This window comes from Paenibacillus sp. Y280 (assembly GCF_056786335.1).
Genome location: NZ_JBXCIW010000022.1, coordinates 43486 through 64919 on the forward strand (window position 1 = coordinate 43486; position 21434 = coordinate 64919).

20 protein-coding genes are annotated in these 21434 nt (G+C 46.9%); 15 read left to right on the forward strand and 5 right to left on the reverse strand.

Going from position 1 to position 21434, the window contains the following annotated elements:
* Position 1: 1 nt before the first annotated feature.
* The 3 genes from AC1TPC_RS21955 to AC1TPC_RS21965 all read left to right on the forward strand — a co-directional run bounded on the left by AC1TPC_RS21955 (position 2) and on the right by AC1TPC_RS21965 (position 2403).
* On the forward strand, positions 2–616 hold the full coding sequence (locus AC1TPC_RS21955) for a DUF3990 domain-containing protein (RefSeq protein WP_482068940.1): 615 nt from the start codon (positions 2–4) through the stop codon (positions 614–616).
* Positions 579–878 carry a hypothetical protein gene (locus AC1TPC_RS21960; protein WP_482068941.1) on the forward strand — a complete coding sequence of 100 codons (300 nt, stop codon included), beginning with the start codon at positions 579–581 and terminating at the stop codon, positions 876–878. The genes AC1TPC_RS21955 and AC1TPC_RS21960 overlap by 38 nt, the downstream gene beginning before the upstream one ends.
* Positions 879–963: 85 nt before the next feature.
* Complete coding sequence (locus tag AC1TPC_RS21965; protein WP_482068942.1) at positions 964–2403, forward strand: PDZ domain-containing protein; 1440 nt, start codon at positions 964–966, stop codon at positions 2401–2403.
* A gap of 239 nt (positions 2404–2642) precedes the next feature.
* On the opposite strand, the gene AC1TPC_RS21970 is transcribed toward AC1TPC_RS21965, so the two are convergent.
* Positions 2643–4676 carry an LTA synthase family protein gene (locus AC1TPC_RS21970; RefSeq protein ID WP_482068943.1) on the reverse strand — a complete coding sequence of 678 codons (2034 nt, stop codon included), beginning with the start codon at positions 4674–4676 and terminating at the stop codon, positions 2643–2645.
* A gap of 24 nt (positions 4677–4700) precedes the next feature.
* The gene (locus tag AC1TPC_RS21975; RefSeq protein WP_482068944.1) at positions 4701–5846 is read right to left on the reverse strand and encodes a THUMP domain-containing class I SAM-dependent RNA methyltransferase; all 1146 of its coding nucleotides are present in this window, start codon (positions 5844–5846) and stop codon (positions 4701–4703) included.
* A 146-nt stretch (positions 5847–5992) separates the two neighbouring features.
* On the opposite strand from AC1TPC_RS21975, the gene AC1TPC_RS21980 reads away from it, so the two are divergent.
* The gene (locus AC1TPC_RS21980; RefSeq protein ID WP_482068945.1) at positions 5993–6622 is read left to right on the forward strand and encodes an O-methyltransferase; all 630 of its coding nucleotides are present in this window, start codon (positions 5993–5995) and stop codon (positions 6620–6622) included.
* A gap of 324 nt (positions 6623–6946) precedes the next feature.
* Here AC1TPC_RS21980 and AC1TPC_RS21985 read toward each other — a convergent pair whose 3' ends face one another.
* The gene (locus AC1TPC_RS21985) at positions 6947–8167 is read right to left on the reverse strand and encodes an MFS transporter (RefSeq protein WP_482068946.1); all 1221 of its coding nucleotides are present in this window, start codon (positions 8165–8167) and stop codon (positions 6947–6949) included.
* A gap of 399 nt (positions 8168–8566) precedes the next feature.
* Here AC1TPC_RS21985 and AC1TPC_RS21990 point away from each other — a divergent pair, with 399 nt between their 5' ends.
* The 5 genes from AC1TPC_RS21990 to AC1TPC_RS22010 all read left to right on the forward strand — a co-directional run bounded on the left by AC1TPC_RS21990 (position 8567) and on the right by AC1TPC_RS22010 (position 13958).
* The gene (locus AC1TPC_RS21990) at positions 8567–10234 is read left to right on the forward strand and encodes a GspE/PulE family protein (protein WP_482068947.1); all 1668 of its coding nucleotides are present in this window, start codon (positions 8567–8569) and stop codon (positions 10232–10234) included.
* 32 nt (positions 10235–10266) lie between these two features.
* Entirely contained in the window at positions 10267–11304 is a 1038-nt protein-coding gene (locus AC1TPC_RS21995; protein ID WP_482068948.1) for a type IV pilus twitching motility protein PilT, read from the forward strand.
* Positions 11305–11337: 33 nt separating this feature from the next.
* Positions 11338–12549 carry a type II secretion system F family protein gene (locus tag AC1TPC_RS22000; protein WP_482068949.1) on the forward strand — a complete coding sequence of 404 codons (1212 nt, stop codon included), beginning with the start codon at positions 11338–11340 and terminating at the stop codon, positions 12547–12549.
* A gap of 168 nt (positions 12550–12717) precedes the next feature.
* On the forward strand, positions 12718–13077 hold the full coding sequence (locus AC1TPC_RS22005; protein ID WP_482068950.1) for a prepilin-type N-terminal cleavage/methylation domain-containing protein: 360 nt from the start codon (positions 12718–12720) through the stop codon (positions 13075–13077).
* A gap of 77 nt (positions 13078–13154) precedes the next feature.
* The gene (locus tag AC1TPC_RS22010; protein WP_482068951.1) at positions 13155–13958 is read left to right on the forward strand and encodes a prepilin peptidase; all 804 of its coding nucleotides are present in this window, start codon (positions 13155–13157) and stop codon (positions 13956–13958) included.
* Here AC1TPC_RS22010 and AC1TPC_RS22015 read toward each other — a convergent pair.
* Together AC1TPC_RS22015 and AC1TPC_RS22020 are read right to left on the reverse strand one after the other, a co-directional pair.
* Positions 13923–14435 carry a hypothetical protein gene (locus tag AC1TPC_RS22015; protein ID WP_482068952.1) on the reverse strand — a complete coding sequence of 171 codons (513 nt, stop codon included), beginning with the start codon at positions 14433–14435 and terminating at the stop codon, positions 13923–13925. The genes AC1TPC_RS22010 and AC1TPC_RS22015 overlap by 36 nt on opposite strands.
* An 11-nt stretch (positions 14436–14446) precedes the next feature.
* Positions 14447–14902, reverse strand: a complete 456-nt coding sequence (locus AC1TPC_RS22020) for a type IV pilus modification PilV family protein (protein WP_482068953.1) — start codon at positions 14900–14902, stop codon at positions 14447–14449.
* 72 nt (positions 14903–14974) lie between these two features.
* Between AC1TPC_RS22020 and AC1TPC_RS22025 the strand changes: the two genes are divergently transcribed.
* From AC1TPC_RS22025 to hemH, 6 genes are all read left to right on the forward strand, one after another.
* Complete coding sequence (locus AC1TPC_RS22025; protein ID WP_482068954.1) at positions 14975–16924, forward strand: bactofilin family protein; 1950 nt, start codon at positions 14975–14977, stop codon at positions 16922–16924.
* A 36-nt stretch (positions 16925–16960) separates the two neighbouring features.
* Positions 16961–18013, forward strand: coding sequence for a type IV pilus biogenesis protein PilM (gene pilM / locus AC1TPC_RS22030; protein WP_482068955.1), 1053 nt, complete (start codon positions 16961–16963; stop codon positions 18011–18013).
* Positions 18010–18612, forward strand: coding sequence for a hypothetical protein (locus AC1TPC_RS22035; RefSeq protein ID WP_482068956.1), 603 nt, complete (start codon positions 18010–18012; stop codon positions 18610–18612). The genes pilM and AC1TPC_RS22035 overlap by 4 nt, the downstream gene beginning before the upstream one ends.
* 2 nt (positions 18613–18614) lie before the next feature.
* Entirely contained in the window at positions 18615–19304 is a 690-nt protein-coding gene (locus AC1TPC_RS22040) for a hypothetical protein (RefSeq protein ID WP_482068957.1), read from the forward strand.
* Between the two features lie 112 nt (positions 19305–19416).
* On the forward strand, positions 19417–20487 hold the full coding sequence (gene hemE / locus AC1TPC_RS22045) for a uroporphyrinogen decarboxylase (RefSeq protein ID WP_482068958.1): 1071 nt from the start codon (positions 19417–19419) through the stop codon (positions 20485–20487).
* Positions 20480–21433 carry a ferrochelatase gene (gene hemH, locus AC1TPC_RS22050; protein WP_482068959.1) on the forward strand — a complete coding sequence of 318 codons (954 nt, stop codon included), beginning with the start codon at positions 20480–20482 and terminating at the stop codon, positions 21431–21433. Before hemE ends, hemH begins: the two co-directional genes overlap by 8 nt.
* Position 21434: the final 1 nt, after the last annotated feature.

Sequence of the window (21434 nt, forward strand, 5' to 3'; positions counted from 1 at the left end):
GGTGGACATAACGACGCCGCAGCTGTTATATCACGGCACGACAAGCGATACGGTGCAATCGTTTAGTCAAAAGCTGTTGAATTCGCCATATTGGCGGCCAGGCAAAGATTTTGGAGAGGGCTTCTATACGACGATATCGATAGCGCAGGCTCGCAAATGGTCGCATAAGGCGGCAAAGGAGTCATGGGATGGAGGTCGTCCATGCGTGCTGGTTGTTGAGCTGACGTCGGTGCCAGAGCGAGTAGAGCCGTTGTTGTTTTTGTCCGATTCGCCGGCATGGGCTTCCTTCATCTATGCTCACCGTAAGGCGGCGGTCAAAGGGAGCGACCCTTGCGAATCCCATCCGGACATTATAATAGGTCCGATGGCGGACAATGACACTGGAAAAATCGTACATAAAGCAGTACAATTAAATAAAGATGAGCATTGGTTTTATGAACAAATTACGATTTCTCGCAAAGGCACGAAGCTGGATTCGCTTCGGCTCGGCAATCAGGTCGTCTTTTGCTCCGAACGGTGGGAGGCTCATTTGAAGCTTGTCGGCTACCATATTTATACGGGAAGCAGGTGGATCTATCATGAAAGCGAAAACGCAGGTCAGGTTAAGCTTGTATGAGCGTGGAATTGTTGAGGCGTTGGCAGCCGAATATGGCTACACGCCTGCAGAGGCAAGAGTGCTTGTCGTCGAATATATCGAGGTCGTGCGCAAGCTCGGAGGCTATGACAATTGCGGTCAATATGCGCAACTGCTCGATCATGCGCGCCGTATGAACCATCCCCCTTCGCAGTGGCTTGAGCGTATTCAAGATATAGAGAAGGGCGAGCTGAGAGACAGGGGCATTGAATCGGAAGAGCGCCAATATTTGCAAACGAAGTAGGACCCGCGATTCGGATCGTCGGGTCTTTTGTTTGTTTTACGGCTGAGACATAGGCTAGTCAATGGAAGCTTAGGAGGAAGAACAGATGCTGAAGCCAGCATGCTATTATTTATTTGGACTCGCTCTTGCCCTAGCTTGCTTGGTTGGGGCAGAGCTTATTTGGCTGCCGGCGCCGCTTAGAACCGGAAGTGGGATGCAGTGGATCGAAATGATCGATCGGCTGTTCAACTTGCTTGCGCTCGTTCCGCTCAGCTGGGCGTTTGGCGCTTTGTTAGGCGCGTGGCAGCAGCGCAGGAAGCTGGGCTTTTTTGTTTTATTGCAGCTATTGCGGCTTTTTATAGCCGTATTAGGAATTATCGGGGCGAGCTTCGTGCTGTTTGCGCCGGAGAAGCTGTTTCAACTGCTCATTATTATAGGTGCTGCGGCACCTCTTGTTTTTGCGGATATGCTGCTCAGCGAGGGGCTGGAGCGCGCGCGTGCGGCAAAGCTGCTGCAATTGGAGGAGCGGACTTCAAGCGCAAGGAGAAGGCGCTTAACGGTTCTGTGGTTGCCAAAGAGAGGGGCAGCAGCTTTGCTCATTACGATTGTGCTGTTAGTGGTATTGCTCTGCCCTACAGGCTATCGCGTAACTTATCCTGGCATGACGCTGAATATGAATAGATACGCGCATGTAGAAGGCGGCAAGCAGGTTGGCACAATTAATGGCGTGCTCGTATTTGATAGGCCGGCCGTGCCGGCAGATTGGTTGTATGCGAAGCTTCTGCCGTTGTACAGCTTCGAGAAAATACCAGCTGATGAGCCTCCGCTGTCGGAATCCTATGCACAGGTCGTCCTTATGAAGACGGATGCTAATAGCGTGGCTGCCGCGGTTGCTATGCAGAAGGCAGGCGTGGGGAAGGGCATCTCGGCGGATGGTGTCAGAGTGATTGCCATCGTGAAAGACAGTCCAGCTGATCAACGGCTTCAGGCAGGCGATATTATTGATAGTCTGAACGGACAAGCCGTGCGTTCGATTGTTGACATGACGGCCTATATGGCAAATGCCGTTAAACCTGGCGAAACGGTTGCCGTTAAGCTGCGAAGAGACGGTAAATCCGTCGAAGTGGATGTTATCACTAGGGCATCGGATGATGATCCAATACGGCCGATATTCGGTATTTCAGTACAAACGGAGCTGCTTCTCGACATCCCTCGAAGCATCGATTACAAACGGTTCATGGCGCATATCGGAGGGCCATCGCATGGCGCGATGCTGACGCTCGCGCTAATTGATCAGTTGACGCCCGGCGGCGTTACGCATGGCATTCAGGTAGCCGGTACAGGTACAATTGAAGCGGATGGCTCCATTGGACTTATCGGCGGTATTAGGCAAAAGGCGTACGCGATCAGCCGCACGGACGCCGACGTATTTTTTGTGCCGGCGGCGTTAGAAGAAGAGGCTCGCAGCAGCGCGCCTGATCTGAAAGTCGTGCCGGTGAAGACAATAGATGATGTGCTGGGCTGGCTGGCACAGCATGGGAAGTAGAAAAAAAGGCTTTCCCTTCGAGTCGATGACTTGGTGGGACAGCCTTTTTTTGTTGTATCGTTATTATGCTGGTCGCCCCTGCTATGGAGGAGGCATCTTCATAAGCTAACTTAGCACACGGAGACGTTACGTTGTAGTTTGTGCAATAGAATGGTGTAACACAAATTACATCGTTTACTTAACGGAGTAACGGAGTGCTTCAAGGGTTCTGTCAGCCTTAACTGAGACATTGCCATTTATTAACGCCGAGCGGTTTCCAAGTCGCTATTGCCACGCGCTTCCGTAGCCGTTTGTTCCTTGAAGTCATCGATTAAATCGTTCATGACGATTTGGTCGGACATGTTCAGCTCGGTGCGCGCGCTCTCGTATTCGCTTAAGCATGCGTTCATTTCGCCGGGTGCGCTGTTTTGAATGTTCCAGCAGGTTCCGTTCCTCGCGACACCATCGGTAGAGGGCTTGAAGTAGAAGGCACCATCGGTGAATGCACCGTTTCTTAACACGACTTTTTTGCCAGTAAGCGGTTTGTCGGTCAGAAGCGGCGTTCCAATCAAGTATTGATCAGCGGTCGAAATGCCAAGCAGGTGCATAATCGTAGGCGTTACATCAAGCTGTCCGCCAACCTGTGTATAGGTGCCAGCATGCTCATCCCCAGGCAAATGAACAAGAAAAGGAACCTGCTTCAAAATCATTTGGCGCTCAAGATCATTAAGCTCCTTGCCAAGGAAGGTCTCGAACAGCGACCAATCCTTAATGGAATTGTCGTGATCCCCGTACATCGCCAGAATAGTGTTGTTCCAGAGGCCTTCCTTCTTCATGCGATCGATAAGCTCGCCGAGCGCGGCATCCACATAATGAATCGCCTGCAAGTAATCGCCCATCATCGTGCCTTTTAGCTCACCTAGTTCAAGTTTTTTCTCCTCTGGAGGCATCGTGTAGGGGTGATGGCTGGAGAGGGTAATCAGGAACGAGTAGAAGGGCCGCTTCTGCTCGGATATGACATCCAGCGATTGCCTGAAGAAAGACTTGTCGCCAAGCGCCCAGCCGATCTTCTCATCCAGCGTAAAATGCTTTAAGCTGTAAAACTGATCGTATTGCATATTGTGATACATCGTATTCCGATTCCAGAAGCCGCCCTCATAGGAATGAAAAACGGATGTCCCATAATCGTTTTCCTTCAACGTTTTGGACATGCAATCGAACTCATTCGGCGCATATTGGATGAACACGGAGCCGTTCGCTACTGGCTGCATCGAGCAGTTTGCGGTAAAATCAGCGTCCGACGTTCTTCCTTGGGCCGTTTGATGGTAAAACTGGCTGAAATACGCGCTTTGCCGGGTAAGCTCATTCAAATTAGGCGTAATCTCTTGACCGCCAATCGATTTGTTGATCATAAAGTTTTGGAACGCTTCTAGCTGAATCATTAAGACGTTGCTGCCTTTATAGGCGCCGAATAGCGCGTCCTCCTCGAGCTTGCCGCGAAGATCGCCTCGCGTTTCGATCCATTTTTGAGCTTCGGAGGATTGTTCGGCCGTAACGGTCTCAGCGTCGAGCCAGTGCTGCTTCACGTACCGATATACGTCATAGCCGTGAAAGCCAAGCGCCCCGGTAACATTATAGATGGACAGGTTCCACCAGTTGCCGACAAATACGCCTTGCGCCCACGTACGCTTGGCTTCATTCACATTGGTGAATACAAGCGATGAGCCGATTACAAAAATGACTGCGCTCAGCACGACGCGGACGATCGCTTTTTGCCAAATGGCAGTCTTCCGACGATGCTCATTTGCCCGGCGAAGATCACCGCGGCCTCTCCATATCGCGTAGAACGCAAACGGTACAATTACTATCCAGTCAAGGAAAAGCAAAAAATCTTTAGCGCGCAGCAGCGTTCCGATGCTATCGCCGAGAGAATCGACTTGGCTGAATTGAAGCAGTACAGGGACTGATATTAAATCTTGAAAGTATCGATAATAAATGAGATCGGCATATAAAACAAAGGATGCGATCACATTTAGTGCGATAAGAGAAATAATCCGCCCGCGTGCGGGCAGCCATATCGTCCAAAAGCTGAAAAGCAGCACGGCACCGAGCTCAATCAGAGCGTCTTTGTCGGTCATTTTCATATTAGCGACATGAAGAATTTCCGAATACAAATACAGCTTGGCAAGCATTACGCCAGCAAACAGCAGCAGGTCGGCAGCTTTAAGACGCTCAAGCCAAATAAGAACTGTGCTCATGCCATGGCGTAATGGCGTTTGCCTACTAGATAGCATAAGTGAAATATCCTTTCTATTCCTTTACTGCCGATTTCCGCGAGGGGGAAGCGGGCCGAAAAATTGCAGGTAGTTGCATTCAATGCGGCCGTTGAAAAGCTTTCGCTTCTTGTCCGCCGGACGGTTGAAATAATTCTCAAGCGTCGTTGACGGGCTGATCGAGAAATACGACCATGTCGGATAGTGCAGAGCCGTTAAACCGAATTGGCGAAGCGCTGCCTCCGCTTGCACATCATCGCCGAGCCGTTCGCCATATGGCGGATTCGTAATGATCACGCCATAATCGCCTTGCAGCTTCACCTTGGCGACGGGTTGTACGGAGAGCTTGATCTCTTTGCCAAATCCAGCTTTCTTAATGTTAGCCTCCGCAATCTCAATGGCGCCGGGGTCAATATCAGAACCGGCAATTTGAAGCGGGATATCATCCTTCACTAAATCAAAGGCTTCATCGCGGGCTTCTTCCCATAGCTCATTCGGAATAAGCGGCCAGCCCTCACTATTAAAGCTTCGCCGAAGTCCTGGTGCAATATTCCATCCAATCATTGCAGCCTCTATTAAAATTGTGCCGGACCCGCAAAACGGGTCATAAAGCGGTCGTTCAGGACGCCAGCGGCTAAGCGAAACGAGCGCTGCGGCAAGCGTCTCCCGAATCGGAGCTTCGGTAGCTATTTTACGGTAGCCCCGTTTATGCAAGCCGTCGCCTGTCGTATCGAGAGTAAGCATCGCCTGATCATTCATCAGCGTAACTTCAATAACATAACGTCCGCCGTCCTCGGGGAACCATTCGGTACCGTAACGATCGCTCATTTTATCGACTACCGCTTTTTTAACGATGCTTTGGCAGGCTGGAACGCTTGTAAGCTGTGACTTTTGCGAACGGCCGTTAACGGGAAATTCGCCGTCATTCGGAATCCACGTCGGCCAATCGAGCGCTTTTGTGCCTTCGAACAGCTCGTCGAATGTGGTTGCAGAGAAATCTCCCATTTTAATAAGAATTCTGCCTGCTGTACGCAGCCACAGGTTGGTGCGGCAAATATCGATCGGACCGCCTGTGAAATTCACGCGTCCGTTTTCTACTTGAAGATCGGTATAGCCCAAATCCTTCAGCTCGCGTGCGACAACCGCCTCAAGCCCCATCGGTGCGGTTGCGATTAGCTGTAACTTTTCCATTTTACACTCTCTTTTCATCAATTCTTGGCGACAGAAGCTGTCGCATTAAAGGCGAAAGCTTGTAACCCCGTGAACAAAAACTTACAATCAAGTATAGGACAAACTAGGTTGTTATTACAAATTGTAAAATTGGAGAGAGAAGAACAATGTTGCAGAACGAACAATATGTGGATTCGCTTTATGGAGCAGATGCCGATCTTGAGCGCGCAAAAGCAGGAATAGCAGCGAACGGAATGCCCGATATATCGGTTGCTGACGGCTATGGCAGGCTGCTTACAATGCTAGTATCGTTATCGAAGGCTGAGAATATCGTTGAAATAGGGGCGCTTGGCGGATATAGCGGCATTTGCTTGGCACGCGGGCTGCGAGAGGGCGGCAAGCTGGTATCGCTTGAGCTTCTGCAAAACTATGCGGATCTAGCCAAGATTCATATGGAAGCGGCGGGGTTGGGGGATAAGGTAGACTACATGGTAGGCGACGCGAAGCAAAGCTTGGAGGAGCTGAAGTCATCTGGCCGAAAATTCGAATTCTTCTTTATTGATGCGGATAAAGAAGGCTACCCGGTTTATCTGGATTATGCGATTGCTTTAGCAAATCCTGGCGCTATCATTGTAGGCGATAATATTTTGCTGCGAGGCAGAACGATCGATCCAGCCAAAGAGGGGCCATCGGTTCGCGCTGTACGTTCCTTTAATGAGATGATCGCGTCGGATGAACGGCTGCAGAGCACAGTGCTGCCCGGATATGACGGTCTTGCGATTGCAATCGTCAAATGAATTTAATAAGAAAGCACTGAGCCACTTCGTATTTTATTGAAGGGGGACAGTGCTTTTTTTTGTTGCTGTAGGGTGGTTGTGATGCCCATTCAACAATTCTGTGTGTTCTGAAAGACAGGAGCACGTATGTGCGCTTGCAGCGTGAGTTCGGCGTGTGCGGCTGGTCGAAAGCTGGCTGTAAGCAACTATGAACGTACCGAGAAAGATGGTGCTGAAAGGTGACGATGTACATGCTGACGAGCTGCCGCACAAAAAGAAAAGTGACATGAGAGATTGGTTATACTCCAACATCTCACGTCACGTCGTCATTGCTATTGAACGGCGTCAGCCGTCCTTGCCTTGTTGTTTCTGTGGCCGCTTGCGCAGCAGCGACTGCCATACCCACCCTGCGTTAATCATTAGCATGACCGCGGAGAGGACGAATAAGCCTTGAATACCGATCCAGCCGGAGAGGGCGCCGCCAGTAATCGGACCGATCATGTTGCCGAGGCTCATTGTGCTGGTGTTAAAACTGTAGGAACGGCTCTCCATGCCGTCCGGTGTGTATTTGCGAATAAGGGAGTTTACCGCTGGAATAAGCCCCCCAAGAAAAATGCCAAGCACAAAGCGCGCAAGCAGCAATTGCCAGACCGTTCCAGCCAAAGCTTGCGGGATAAAAGCAAGCGAGGCTCCAACAAGCGCGACCCCAAGCACACGCTCAGCGCCAATTCGGTCGCTAAGCTTCCCAAGCAGCGGCGAGGCTACCAAATTGGAGAGACCTGTTACTGAGCCAACAAAGCCGGCAAAGAAAGCAAGGTTAGCGGTTGTGCCGTGAAGCTCCTGCACGTAGAGCGGAATAAGCGTCATCGGACTCATCATCGCAAATTGGATGAGGAAGGTGACCGCGAACAATGCCGTTAGCTGCGGAATTACGCTCAGCTTCCGAAATCCTTCAATAACGGAAGCCTGCTCGCGAGCAGCGGCCTTCATCCGGTCAAAGGGCTCTTTTACGACGAACAAAGCAAGCAGCGAAGCCGCAAAAAGCAAAGCCCCCGTCAAATAGAAAATGGGGCGGAAACCGATAGTGTCCGCCATTAAACCGCCGATGAATGGTCCAAGAATCGTACCCGCAATACCCCCGGATTGAATCGTACCCATCGCGAAGCCCATCCGATTTTTTGGTGTCGTTGCCGAGATCAAAGCAATTGAAGCAGGATTAAAGCCAGAAATCGTACCATTTACCATTCGAAGCAGCAGCAGATGCCACGGATTGGTGGCAAAGCCCATCAATACCATAACGATCGACATGCCGAAGCCTGAGCGAAGCAGCATCATTTTACGACCGTATCGGTCGGCCATTTTGCCCCATATCGGTTGGAAAATAAATGACGTTACAAAGTTTCCGGCAAAAATAAATCCAGCCCAAACGCCGATCTCATGCTTATCCGATAAGCCTAAATCGAATTGCAAATAAAGAGACAAGAACGGAATGATCATCGTCATCCCAGCCATAACGAGAAACTGTCCGAACCACAACACGACCAGATTTTTTTTCCATTGTTCCATAAGCAAAGTATAACATAATCCGAATGTCCAATTCCTCAAGGGAGCTTACTCATAATGAAAGCGATATCGCTAGCGGCTATGATTTTGTTATTCAATTATTTATATCGATGAAGTTTATTTTTTGAAATGAAAAAAAGTAGCACAATTTAAGTCAAAATGTAGTAAAATAAAAGTAGCATTCGACACATACCGCCAATATTCTTCCCACTAGTACAATGTTATTGGTTCTTAAGGACTATATACGAAAAACAACAAACTATTTATTGGTAAAATACTCCTACATTTACGATAACAATAGGTCTTAAGTATCATTTTTGTTTTGGAATTTGTTTTATATAAGGCAAATTGAACACAATTAATTCTACAATCTTGAAATCTATTTGATAGTAGGTGAAAATTATGTCAGTTACCCGTAAGCGAATAGGAGATTTGCTAGTCGAGTCTGGCGTAATTACCGAAGAGCAGTTGCAGCAGGCATTAGTTCAGCAGCGGGAATTAAAAATAAGGCTCGGCGATGTATTAATTTCCAAAGGGTACATTACGCAGCAGCAATTTATTGAGGTGTTGGAATTCCAGCTCGGTATTCCTCATGTGCAAATCTATCGTCAAAAGATTGATCCTAAAATTATACAGCTTATCTCTCAAAAGCTAGCAAGCCAACATTGTGTCATGCCGATTCGGATGGATGGCAATAAGCTGGTTCTAGCCATGGCTGATCCGCTGGACTACTTTGCAATTGATGAAATTCGGATTGCCACCGGGCTTAGAGTTGAACCAGTCATTGCATCTAAAGATGAGCTTATGCGCGCCATTAATCGCTATTATGGTCTGCAGGATACGATCGAGCAGATCACTCAAAATTTGCAGCTAAGAGATCTAGATGAGGATCATGCTATACAGGATGAGGATTCTCCAGTCGTCAAAACCGTCAACCAAGTTATTTTGCAAGCCGTTCAATTGGGAGCGAGCGATATTCACTTGGATCCGCAAAATGGCAGCTTTCGCATTCGTTACCGAGTGGACGGCGTGATGAGGACAGAGCGAACGCTTCCGCCTAACATGCACAGCATAATTGTCGCACGTATTAAAATTATGGCCAATTTGAATGTTGCCGAGCGTCGCCTTCCGCAAGATGGACGAGTTGAGCTTGATGTGGATTATCGGAAGGTTGATGTCCGCGTTTCGACTCTGCCTACTATTCATGGCGAGAAGATCGTTATTCGGGTGTTGGATCTGGGCAACTCGCTTGCCGACATTTCGAAATTAGCATTATCGGAGCGCAATGAGAAGGTTTTTCGCAAAAACATTGAAATGGCCCATGGGGTTGTGCTCATAACCGGACCTACCGGAAGCGGGAAATCGACAACGTTATACTCCGCGCTTGCCCATCTCAATAAAGATGACGTGAATATCATTACTGTCGAGGATCCGGTTGAATTTCAGCTTGAGGGCGTCAACCAGGTGCAGGTAAATCCATTAACCGGCCTTACGTTCGCCAAGGGGCTGAGGGCTATTTTGCGGCAGGACCCTAACATCGTAATGCTTGGAGAAATTCGCGACGCCGAGACGGCGGAAATATCGGTAAGGGCTGCGATGACCGGACATCTCGTACTCAGCACATTACATACGAACAACGCAGTCAATTCGATTACGCGATTAATCGATATGGGCGTAGAACCCTTTCTTATTTCGTCTACCGTGAATTGCATCGTCGCGCAGCGACTTGCTAGACGGATTTGCCCGCTCTGCAAGCAGCGATATACGCCGATGAACGAGGAATTAGAGCTTCTTGCTGGTCATGGCATCCATGCTAATCATTTATACAAAGGCGCTGGCTGCGGAGAATGCGGACAAACCGGTTATAAGGGAAGGCTGGCCATCCATGAAGTGCTGCAAATCGATAATCAGCTTCGATCCCTTATTATTTCCAAGCGATCCGACAACGAATATTACGAGCATGCGATAAAGCAAGGAATGATACCGATTTTAGAGGATGGCTTGAGGAAAGCGGTTGAAGGTCTTACGACTGTTGCCGAGATATTTCGTGTGCTTGGACAAAGTGAATAGTAGGTTAACATCCAGCAGGAAGGGTGCAATTCATGCAAGCAGAGGAACTGCTATATCTAGCTCATTCAAAACAAGCATCCGATATCCATATTACAGTCAGCTCGCCTATTATTTTTCGTATCCACGGTGAATTAAGGCCGGTTAATGATACCGTGTTAATGCCTAATGATACGTTAGCGCTTGCCAAGCAGTTGATGACAGACGAGAGCTATGAAACGCTGCAGCAAAATGGCGAAGTCGACTTCTCCTACGGTGTTGCTGGACTAGCAAGATTCAGAATAAATGCCTATAAGCAGCGGGGAAGCATTGGTCTTGCGATTCGAATTGTGCCAAGCCGAATACCTTCCATGGAGGAGCTGCTGCTGCCCCGAATGGCAGCTGAATTCGCCAGAAAGCCGCAGGGGCTGCTGCTAGTAACAGGACCTACGGGAAGCGGCAAGTCAACAACTTTAGCCTCCATTATCGAGCATTTGAATCAGACGGAAAATGCGCATATCATCACGCTGGAGGATCCGATCGAGTTTATATACGATCATAAGAAATCTATCGTGAATCAGAGAGAGGTTGGCCTTGACACGACAACCTTCTCGAATGGCTTGCGCGCAGCGCTGCGGCAGGACCCTGATATCGTGCTTGTCGGCGAGATGCGGGACTTGGAGACGATCAGTACGGCGATTAGCGCTGCCGAGACCGGACATCTCGTATTTGGGACGCTGCATACCGCGGACGCTCCGCAAACGATTGATCGCATTATAGATGTATTCCCGCCTGCGATGCAGGCACAAATACGAGTACAGCTAGCGGCTGTTCTAGTAGGTGTCATATCGCAGCGGCTTTTGCCTAAAATAGGGGGCAAAGGAAGAACGGCTGCCTTCGAGGTGCTGGTCAATACGCCTGCGGTTGCGAATCTGATACGGTCTGAGAAGATTTACCAAATTCGCTCGGTGATGCAAACGGGAAAGTCGCAAGGGATGCAGACGATGGAATACGCTTTGCGTGAGCTCGTGCAGCAGGGTCTCGTTAAGCTAGAGGATGCGCGGGATGCGATGTTCGGCCACGGAGAGCTTTAGCATTAATAATTGAGTTCCAATGGGGTTGTTATAATGCCGAAATATCGGTACAAAGCGGTCACTTCAAGCGGCAAGAAATCTACCGGAATGCTTGAGGCCAACACGATGCAACGTGCACGCGAGACGCTAAGCGAGAAGGGCTTGTGGGTTACCGATATTTTCGATACAAGCAAATCTCTATTATACAAAGATATATCGTTTGGCGGTCCGCGTGTAAAGGTAAATCAGTTTACGGTATTTTGCAGGCAACTCGCTACAATGTATCGGGCAGGTGTCAGCTTAGTAGAGTCCATACAGATATTGAGTGAACAGACGGATAGCAAGACCTTCTCCAAGCTTTTGACAGTCATTGCAGAAGAAATGCGAGGCGGAAAGCAGTTTTCTGATTCGGTCTCTGTATACCCGACTGTGTTCACTCCGATATTCGTCAGTATGGTTCATGCTGGCGAAATAGCAGGAAACTTGGATACTATGCTTGATCGGCTAGCTGTCTTCTACGAGAAGGAACGCAACACGCGGGAAAAAGTGAAGTCGGCTATGATCTATCCAGCATTTATGCTCGTTGTAATGTTTTTCGTCGTAATATTCATGATGATATTTGTAATTCCTCAATATGTGAAGAGCTTTGCAGGCATGGGGATCGAGCTTCCCTTGCCGACACGCATTGTCATGGGAGCTAGTGAATTCATACAGAGCTACTGGTATATCGTGATCGCCGCGATGTTCGTGCCAATCTTGGTGTGGAAGCTTATTCGGCGAACGGCTGCCAGCAGGCAGAGGGTGGATTACTGGCTTCTCAAATTACCGGTGTTTGGAACGTTATGGCATAAGCAAGCGATTGCCCGTTTCTCGCGAACATTCAGCTCGCTTGTAGCGGCCGCTATTCCGCTCATACAAGGGTTGACTATCGTCTCAAATGTTGTTGGCAACGAGGCAATCGGAAAGGTGCTCACAGATATCAGGGAGAGAGTGATCGTCGGAGAAGCGATGTCGGGACCGCTAAAGCAATCCAAGCTGTTTCCGCCGATGGTTGTGCAAATGATTGCGATCGGCGAGCGCTCTGGAGCGATGGAGGACATGCTTGACAAGGTAGCCGATTTCTACGAAACCGATGTAGATCAAATGGCTGACCGTCTGAAGGCGCTTCTTGAACCTTTAATGATTTTATTGTTGACAGGTGTTGTAGGGGCTATCGTTTCGGCTGTTATGATGCCGACGTTTAAAATGATGCAAAGCTACTTGTAAATGATATATAGATTGATTATTTCTGAGCATAGATGTATCCCTTGCTCAGAGCAGCTTTAAAATGGCAGCCAAGAGGGACATCTCCTAATATTGTACCTGCTTGACTGTGCATTACATTTGGTTTTACTTGTTTTATCATATATTTTCAAAATTGAGAGGAGAATGTTTATGTTAATGGCATTGAAAAGGAATCAAAAGGGCCTTACACTTATCGAGTTGCTGGCGGTGTTAGTTATCGTAGGGATTATTGCTGCGATTGCTATTCCAGCTGTTGGTGGGACAATCTCACAGTCAGAAGCAAGAGCTGATGCATCTAGTGAAGCAATGATTGAAGAAGCAGCTTTGCGTTATTTGGTTGATCGCCAAGGAACTGATGAAGAGGTTGAAGAAGTTGATGTTGCAACTTTGGTGGCTGAGGGCTATTTGAATGAAACACCAACCTTTAATGATGAAGACGATACTGTTGATATTGCAGTTACACAAGATACAACAAGTGGTAATTGGACAATTGTAATAACAAGGTCGTGATTTTGATTAATTAAGCATAGAAAGGCAACCTCCCAAGGTTGCCTTTCTATAAATTTTTCAAGCAAGGATGTGGTTGAATGACCGCAACAGCTTTAACTGCTTTTGCACTTCTTGGGCTGCTTATTAGCGGCATGCTTAACGCCATCGCGATCCGCTGGGATCGGCGATTTTTGCAGTTCTTTCCGCCAACTTACGACTTAAATAAACAAGTAAAACCTAAACGGTATGCCGTAGTGCCTCTGTTTTCCATTCTATACTCGAAGCTCAACCATTCGACTAGCAAAGCTGCTATTGTCTGGCGCTATGCCATTGGCGATCTCGCTGCATCTGTTCTGTTTGCTCATGCCGCGTATGTGATAGGCTGGCAGCCAGAACTTTTAGCTGCACTATTCTTCATCAGCATCCTCGTTATCATCGTACAGACGGATCTTACCGATATGATTATTCCAAATAAAGTGGTGGCGGTCGGTGTAATCGGTGCCATAGGCATTCGATTATTCGTGCATCCCCTACCGTTATTGAATTATGGCATCGCTGCGCTTGCTGGCAGCGGCGCTTTGCTGCTTATTGGCATCATTGGCAGTTGGGTGTTGAAGAAGGAGACCATGGGTGGAGGCGATGTTAAGCTATACGTGTTCATTGGCTTAATTTTAGGTGTTAAGCTTACCTTGCTCAGTCTGTTTCTCGCCAGTTTATTTGGATTAATTGGAGGGATTGCCTTAATCGCGACGGGGGCTCATTCAAAGGGCAAAACAATACCGTTCGGGCCCTATATTGCGGCAGGCGCGTTAGCTGCCTATTACTGGGGGAACGGTTTGATCGAGTGGTATTTTATCATTGTATTACTAATTGATTCTCTGAGTGGTATAGACTACGGTTGACGTCTTTTTAATCGTATTATTAGGCAGCTGCATCTCAAGCGTAACTTCGATTCGACCATCCTTGGCATCAAATAGTATGCTTTCAACCTGGTCAGAAAACGTATAGCGTGAGGATGGAGTGGAAGATACATGTCCGCTCCCATCAATTGGCGAATAGGTGACTGAGAGGGTGTTGGCAGAACTGTCATAGGTATAATCTACGGCTTCAGTGGTACTAATTAATCGCAGATTGCTGGATTTGCTTTCCAAAGGAGACGGAGCATAGCCTTTACGGACGGTTTTGACAACTTGGCTCATAATATCACGTGATTGCTGAAGTGTTTTTTCTCTTTCAGATACTTGATTCAGGCTCATATTGGTATAGTTGAGCAGGTAGATTAATGAGCCGATGATCATGATCGAGAGGACAAGTGCACCGGTAACTTCGATGAGAGTGAGTCCTTTTTCATTTTTGATAAACTTGTGCATTTCGATCATCTCACCCGCCTTTAATTGTATTCGACTATAGCTTCTAATTCGAATTTCTTTGATGTGGACAGCTCAGTAGAAGTGACGGTAATTCGGCGAAAAATGGCGTCTAAGTCTTTCGAATGGCCAGCCGTAAGCGATACGGTGCCAAGTGAGGTCGCATAAGAATGAATCTGCACCTCATATTGGCGATTGCTGTTATCCGGATAATAGATCGTTGCAGATGAAAGATTCCTAAGATTATAAAGCGAAATCGCTTGTCCATATAAAGATATTTGCGCAGTGCTCGATCTTAGATTGCTTTTGATTTCCTCCATGACGTTTCTAGCAGCAACGACTGCCTCATCTGATTTTTCATTAGATTTTGTATGGAGTGTGGATTGCTGGAGAATGAATGTGATTGCTATAACAGCGATGCCTAATATGGTGATCGAGCCCATGATTTCAATCAAGGTTAATCCTTTTTGATTCCGCATCTGGCGCTCCCTCATAGTAAAGTAGTCGGATTGATTTACTCATAGAATAATATGCTGAGGGAGGAAAAGGCAATGATTAAATCTAAACAGTCCGAAAATGGCGGAACGTTGATGCTTGTTTTTGGCTTTATCGTGATGATTGCCATTGTTATTGCTCCGCTTGCTATGAGTACGAGTATCGGCCTGCTACAAGCGAAAACAAACGCGAACTCAGAGATAGCATTTACCGAGGCGCATTCAGGCATGACCGTTTTTGCAAGAATGTATGAGGAAATGAAATTGTCTGATTTAGCGAGCAATACGAGTCCAAACATCGAAAGATTAGTCCAACTCGTCAACGATATGAGCCAGTTGCAGGTTGAAGCTGAACTAGTCAGGGACAATCAAAATAAACCAATCGCTGTCATTTTTGAATCGGATGCCGGAGTTGGCAATCAGGTTCGTGCCAGCAAGGTGAAATTTGAGTTAGAGCCGCTCTATGTTCCTACGCCGACACCAATCGTTACACCTATTCCAACTCCAACTCCGAGCGCAGGTCCAACGCTGCCGCCAACGCCGTTGCCGCTTAGTCAAAATATGATTTTGTTCAAAAACAATACCACAACACAAAATCAAAAATTATTTGCAGCATGCTATATATCGCCAGCAACAGGGCAGCCGCTGCCGGTATCGCATAGCATGACTAGCTTTACGGATCAGCAGTTTAAAGGGTGGTTTGACGATACGGCAGATTATTATTTGAAAAAATCTTCAGATGCCGTTGTGGGAGCATTTCAGAATGTATTTACGGATAATCGGTTTGCTCAGCCTGCTGCGCTTAACAGCACAGTGACCTCCGCTGACCTGTTGAAATACCAATCTGGTCCAGCGATTATACATGCTGGCAATGTCTTAATAAGCGGCGGAAATGCAACTAATGGGACAATCACGCAAGATATGGTTGTCAGTGCCGATAGTAACGGAAATGCAGTAGTTGCTAACGGGGATTTGTTTTTTAAGGATATCGTCAAAGCAAATTTGCTGTTTGACGGAGATGTGCGAGTTGGAGGGAATTTGAGATTCAAGCAACTCGAATTCGCCAAAACGATTACGTTCAAAAAAAATGTCATTGTCAAAGGCAATGTCATTATCGGAGAGAATGGCACGAATGAAACGATCGTGATCGAAGGCGATCTGATTGTTGGCGGAAATTTAACGGTCGGCAATACTTTAAATACGTTAATTGTAAAAGGCGATGTGATCGTTAATGGCGACATCAACTACACAAACATGATTTCGAAATGGCATGTCAATGGCAGCATGGTTGTAAAGGGAAATGTAAAAGCATCGAATGGCATTACTAGCTTTGACATCAAAAAGGATGTCACCGTTCAAGGCAGCATGCAGTTTATGAATCCTGTTGCAGAGTCAATCAATGGCGTGCAGGGCGTATTTTCGATTGGCGGGTCCTTGGAAGTGAACGGTCCGCTTGAATTCAAGAACGTCGTTAACGCCTTTGTAATCGGGAGAGACGTAGTCGTTAATAACGATCTGATCTTTTACGATGTAATCCAAAGCAACTTTCATGTTGGGGGATCTATTCATATAAAAGGAAATCTTCTTTTTAAAAATACGATTCATGGTTTTAATGTGATAGGCGACGTCATTATCGAAGGGAATTTTACAGCGGAGAGTACGTTGGAACAGACCTTCAACATCGGCGGCTCTTTAGTGACTAAAGGGAACATAGGCTTTCAAAATACAGTACAATCTGCTGCTACGATAAAAATCGGCGGAAATTTGATTTCGAAATCGAATTTAAAGTTTAATGATTGGACCCTTGAAGGAAGCCTGGATATTGGAGGCATGCTCTTGGTCTTTAAGGATGCAACCTTCCATAATTTAGGTAAAGACTGGAAAAGCAATCAAGTTAAAGGCTTTTTCGTAGGGGGCGAAACGCATTTTAATCCCCAGTATGCGGCTAGCTGGTATGTAAACGGTCTTGACAGCGGTCAAACACAAGAAAGCATTTGCATTAAGTAAGGTGAACAAGGTTCATTGCAGTGAGGGGGATCATAAATGAAGCAATCCATAATTAGAAAACTAACGAATGGGCATCAAACCCTGGGAATTGAAATTACAGACTCTCATGTGAAGATTTGCGAGATAAAGCAGAAGGGTAAAAAGTCGGTTCAATTGCTTAATTTCTCAACAATAGAATTGCCTCCTGGCGCAGTAGACGACGGAAAGGTGATCGATAAGGATAAGCTGTATGCTGCATTAAAAAAAATATTGGAGACCAAACGCTTTGGTACGCGATATGCGCATTTTGCGATCCCTAGCCAAATGGTGATGGTAAGAAGCTTGAAGCTGCCGGATATCGTGCATAAGGGGCTCAAAAAGCTGGTGCAGTTTGAGATGAAAAACAACCTAAGCATGGCTTTCGACGATCCTTTTTACGATTTCATTAAACTGCCCAAAGCAGCAGCTAATGATCATGTACAAGTTCCACCGGAAGAGGCGAGTTTATGCGAGGTATTGGTCGTTGCTGCACCGACAAGCATTTTGCAGGACTATGTAGAAGTATTTGAAAAAATAAAATTAATCCCATGCAGCATCGAGATTAAGTCTTTCTCTTTATTGCGACTAGTTGAATGGGGAAGCATCAACTCCGAAGGCATTAATATAATCGTAAATGTGAATGAATTAAATTGTGAAATTACGATTATTGATGAGGGCATATTTAAAATAACGCGCAATGTTGAGGTTTCATTCAAGTCCTTGATCACGGAATCGGAATTTGACTCTGAGCAAAATTCATGGCTGAACAACTTTTCTAGCCCGGAACAAACCTTCTTGAATGCGGCTCAAGATTTAATAGCAGAGCTGGAGCGTTTAATGAATTTTTTCTTTTACAATATGAATAAGGGAGAAAAGTCATTCAATAGAATTATGCTCTCCGGGGATATACCTGAATTGGCGAAGCTTGCTGCATTAATGGATGACAGCCTTAATCCTCCGGTAACGATACTGGATTGGTCTATGCTATCGGTAGCAGAAAACAATTCTAACTGGAGTGTTCCTGCTTATGCCGTACCGCTTGGCCTAGCATTGAGGGGTCAGGAAGTATGAAATCCATTAACTTATTGCCTGCCAAGTCAAAGTTCAGCCCCCGCAAGCTAATGCTTACGCTTCTGCTTTTGTTATTGGTGATTATTTTGCCTGCCTTTCAGTTTTACTTAGTAACAACCTGGCATAAAGAGGCGGGTAGAGTAGATCAGGAAAGCTCGCGACTGGATCTGGAAATGAGCCAAATTCGCGAGAACGGAGATTTGAAGGCCAAGGTAGAGGGTTATAAGCAAGCAATGCAAATTATTGAAAAGCTTGAGGAAGCGCGCATTGATTGGAAGCCTTATTTGAAAGCTATTATCGGGAATTTACCTTCGTCATCTAAAATCGTAGAAATAACCTACGGAGAAAAACAAATTATAAATATGGAGATTGATTTCAATAACGAGTTAGATGTTATTACGTATATGCAGAAGCTTGAGGTTGAAGATAGCCTTAAGGAGGTTATGCTAACCTCATTCTACAAAAAAAGAGACGAGCAAACGACATTGGAAGCCGTACCAACTAATAAGGAGGGCGGGACTGCGATCAAGAAGAAAAAAATAGAAGTGTACAAATTAATGCTTGAAATTGCGCCTGCCTCTGCCAAAGGAGCTCAGTAACGATGGAGTCAAATAAGCTGAAGGCCTCCAAGAAGCCGCTTACGAGAGGGCAAATTATATTTATAGTTGTGGTCGCGGTATGTATTAGCTTGAACGCTGCTGCGCTTTACTTTTATCTATTGCCAGAGCTAGAGAGCTTGAAGCTGGCAAGACAAGGCGTTGATCAGAAAAATGTGACGCTGGAAACGATGAAAACCGAGTATACGAATGAAAAGGTATCAGAAAAACAGCTTCAACAGTTGACCGATCGTGTGCCTGTTGAAAGATCGGATTCAGATACGCTGATTTTACTTTTTCATCTTGGTGGTGCTTCGGAAGCTCCATTAGGATTGATTACTCAACCGAGTGGCAATGAAGAGGATTCTGCAGTAAAGAAAAACGTGTCGGAAGACGGCACGGTTACAACTACTTTTAAGGTAAATGTTTATGGACATTTGCCTAACCTCCTTCTTTTCATCGATAATATGCAAAAGCAAGAGCGGTTGTTCGCTTTGAAAGAGTGGAGTTTCAGTGATTTAACCAAGGAAGATATAGATAAGGACCATCTGGACCTATACACCTTTCCTTTCATCAAGAAGGACAAACCATTGCTTCAACTTCGATTGAGTATCGAAGCCTATATCCTGCCGCAATTTGCGGATGCTTTCCGTAAAGCCAGCGAAACGGAAGCAGCAGAGCATAAATCAGCTTAAGAAGCCGATTGTCATACTATTGTCATAGGAAGTGGATTAGCGGCGGTTGTTAGGTTTGATGAAAAAGGGCATAATGGAAGCATAGGAAAATACATAGAAATGGGGAACGGGAATGTCTTATAACGACCGTTTCATACGGGCTTGCTGGAAGGAACACGTAGATCAAATACCTGTATGGTACATGCGGCAGGCAGGAAGATACGATCCTGATTATCGCAAAATAAAAGAAAAATACTCGTTGCTTGAAATATGCAAGCAGTCGGAATTGGCGGCGGAAGTAACGTTGATGCCGATTCGCAAGCTGGGCGTTGATGCCGCGATTTTATATTCGGATATTATGAACCCCGTCGCTTCGATCGGCATTGACTTTGATATCGTTGCGAATATCGGGCCGGTTATCGCGAATCCGATCCGCTCTGCTGCTGACGTTGAGCGTTTGAAGCCAATCGATGTGGAAGGCGATCTTAGCCATGTCATTGAAACGATTCGTATACTAGACCGTGAGCTTGAGGTGCCGCTAATAACGTTTGCGGGAGCGCCATTTACGATTGCAAGCTATTTAATTGAAGGAAGACCGTCAAAAAACTATTTGCGAACGAAAGAAATGATGTACAGCGAGCCTGCGCTCTGGCATGAGCTGATGCGCAAGCTTGGTGATATGGTCATTACTTATTTGCGCGCCCATATGGCAGCCGGCGGCAAAGCGTTCCAGTTGTTTGACAGCTGGGTAGGCGCGTTGACACCTGCTGATTTCCGCAAGTTTGTTCTGCCGACGATCGAGCGAATTTTTGCGGAGCTTTCGGATTTGCCGCAGCCGAAGATTTATTTTCCAGGGGTAAGCTCAGGAGAACTGCTGCCTGAACTGCATCAAGTGAAAGCGAATGTGATTGGTCTGGATTGGCGCGTATCGATAGCGGAAGGCCGCCGGAGACTGGATAACGGATTTGCCGTTCAGGGCAATCTGGATCCTACGGTTCTAACTGCGCCTATTAGCGTTATTGAAGAGTATGCAAAGGAAATTATCGATAGCGGCATTGAAGATCCAGGCTTTATTTTCAACCTTGGGCACGGCCTATTCCCTGAAGCATCGATTGACAAGCTTGCTGAACTGACTGCATTCGTCCAATCTTATTCCAAGAAAGCAATCGCAGCACGCAGCCAAAAGGAGGCAAGTCATGTCTGAGCATAAAGAGAAACCAATCGGCGTACTCGTTATGTCCTATGGAACGCCGGAGTCCATGGATGATGTTGAGACGTATTACACGCATATCAGACGCGGAAACGCGCCTACGCCTGAGCTGCTTGCTGAGCTGAAAGGCCGTTATGAAGCGATCGTAGGAGGGGTTTTCCCGCTGCGGGAAAATACAAACGGACAAGTAGCTGGGCTTCAGGACAAGCTGGAGCAGCTGGCGCCTGGCGAGTTCGTCTGCTATCAGGGCTTGAAGCATGCAAAGCCTTATATTGAAGACGGTGTGGAGCAAATGGCTAATGACGGCATTACGCAGGCGGTAGGCATCGTGCTCGCGCCGCATTTCTCGACAATGAGTGTAGGAAGCTACATTAAGCGCGCGGATGAGAAGGCGAAGGAGCAAGGTATTGCGATGACCTTCGTCAAGCAGTACCATATGCATCCGAAGCTGCTTCAAGCACTAACGGACCGAGTTGTTGATGGATTAGGCAGACTTGCTGCCGCTACGGATGGCGAAGAAAAGGTGAAGGTGCTGTTCAGCGCTCACAGCTTGCCTGAGAAAATTCGTGAGCTTGGCGATCCTTATGAACAGCAATTGCTTGAAACGTCCGCGGCGGTTGCGAAAGCGGCTAATATGAAGGATTGGCAGTTTACTTGGCAGAGCGCGGGACGGACGAGGGACCCTTGGCTCGGACCGGATATTTTGGAAACATTGCCTGTTCTTGCAGAGGAAGGCGTCAAAGCGGTACTCGTTGCTCCTGTAGGCTTCGTGTCCGATCACTTGGAAGTATTGTATGACCTTGATATTGAAGCGCAGGCTTCAGCAAAACAACTGGACATGACATTAGACAGAATTGCGATGCTGAATCGCGATCCATTATATATGGAAACATTGGCGGAATCGGTCATTGAAGCATTGGCCAGCCAAGGGAAGGAATGAA

What these genes read in the sequence shown, in the direction of transcription:
- AC1TPC_RS21960 (WP_482068941.1), top strand. Translation starts at nt 579, where the DNA reads ATGAAAGCGAAAACGCAGGTCAGGTTAAGCTTGTATGAGCGTGGAATT.
- AC1TPC_RS21965 (WP_482068942.1), top strand. Translation starts at nt 964, where the DNA reads ATGCTGAAGCCAGCATGCTATTATTTATTTGGACTCGCTCTTGCCCTA.
- AC1TPC_RS21970 (WP_482068943.1), bottom strand. Translation starts at nt 4,676, where the DNA reads ATGCTATCTAGTAGGCAAACGCCATTACGCCATGGCATGAGCACAGTT.
- AC1TPC_RS21975 (WP_482068944.1), bottom strand. Translation starts at nt 5,846, where the DNA reads ATGGAAAAGTTACAGCTAATCGCAACCGCACCGATGGGGCTTGAGGCG.
- AC1TPC_RS21980 (WP_482068945.1), top strand. Translation starts at nt 5,993, where the DNA reads ATGTTGCAGAACGAACAATATGTGGATTCGCTTTATGGAGCAGATGCC.
- AC1TPC_RS21985 (WP_482068946.1), bottom strand. Translation starts at nt 8,167, where the DNA reads ATGGAACAATGGAAAAAAAATCTGGTCGTGTTGTGGTTCGGACAGTTT.
- AC1TPC_RS21990 (WP_482068947.1), top strand. Translation starts at nt 8,567, where the DNA reads ATGTCAGTTACCCGTAAGCGAATAGGAGATTTGCTAGTCGAGTCTGGC.
- AC1TPC_RS21995 (WP_482068948.1), top strand. Translation starts at nt 10,267, where the DNA reads ATGCAAGCAGAGGAACTGCTATATCTAGCTCATTCAAAACAAGCATCC.
- AC1TPC_RS22000 (WP_482068949.1), top strand. Translation starts at nt 11,338, where the DNA reads ATGCCGAAATATCGGTACAAAGCGGTCACTTCAAGCGGCAAGAAATCT.
- AC1TPC_RS22005 (WP_482068950.1), top strand. Translation starts at nt 12,718, where the DNA reads ATGTTAATGGCATTGAAAAGGAATCAAAAGGGCCTTACACTTATCGAG.
- AC1TPC_RS22010 (WP_482068951.1), top strand. Translation starts at nt 13,155, where the DNA reads ATGACCGCAACAGCTTTAACTGCTTTTGCACTTCTTGGGCTGCTTATT.
- AC1TPC_RS22015 (WP_482068952.1), bottom strand. Translation starts at nt 14,435, where the DNA reads ATGATCGAAATGCACAAGTTTATCAAAAATGAAAAAGGACTCACTCTC.
- AC1TPC_RS22020 (WP_482068953.1), bottom strand. Translation starts at nt 14,902, where the DNA reads ATGCGGAATCAAAAAGGATTAACCTTGATTGAAATCATGGGCTCGATC.
- AC1TPC_RS22025 (WP_482068954.1), top strand. Translation starts at nt 14,975, where the DNA reads ATGATTAAATCTAAACAGTCCGAAAATGGCGGAACGTTGATGCTTGTT.
- pilM (WP_482068955.1), top strand. Translation starts at nt 16,961, where the DNA reads ATGAAGCAATCCATAATTAGAAAACTAACGAATGGGCATCAAACCCTG.
- AC1TPC_RS22035 (WP_482068956.1), top strand. Translation starts at nt 18,010, where the DNA reads ATGAAATCCATTAACTTATTGCCTGCCAAGTCAAAGTTCAGCCCCCGC.
- AC1TPC_RS22040 (WP_482068957.1), top strand. Translation starts at nt 18,615, where the DNA reads ATGGAGTCAAATAAGCTGAAGGCCTCCAAGAAGCCGCTTACGAGAGGG.
- hemE (WP_482068958.1), top strand. Translation starts at nt 19,417, where the DNA reads ATGTCTTATAACGACCGTTTCATACGGGCTTGCTGGAAGGAACACGTA.
- hemH (WP_482068959.1), top strand. Translation starts at nt 20,480, where the DNA reads ATGTCTGAGCATAAAGAGAAACCAATCGGCGTACTCGTTATGTCCTAT.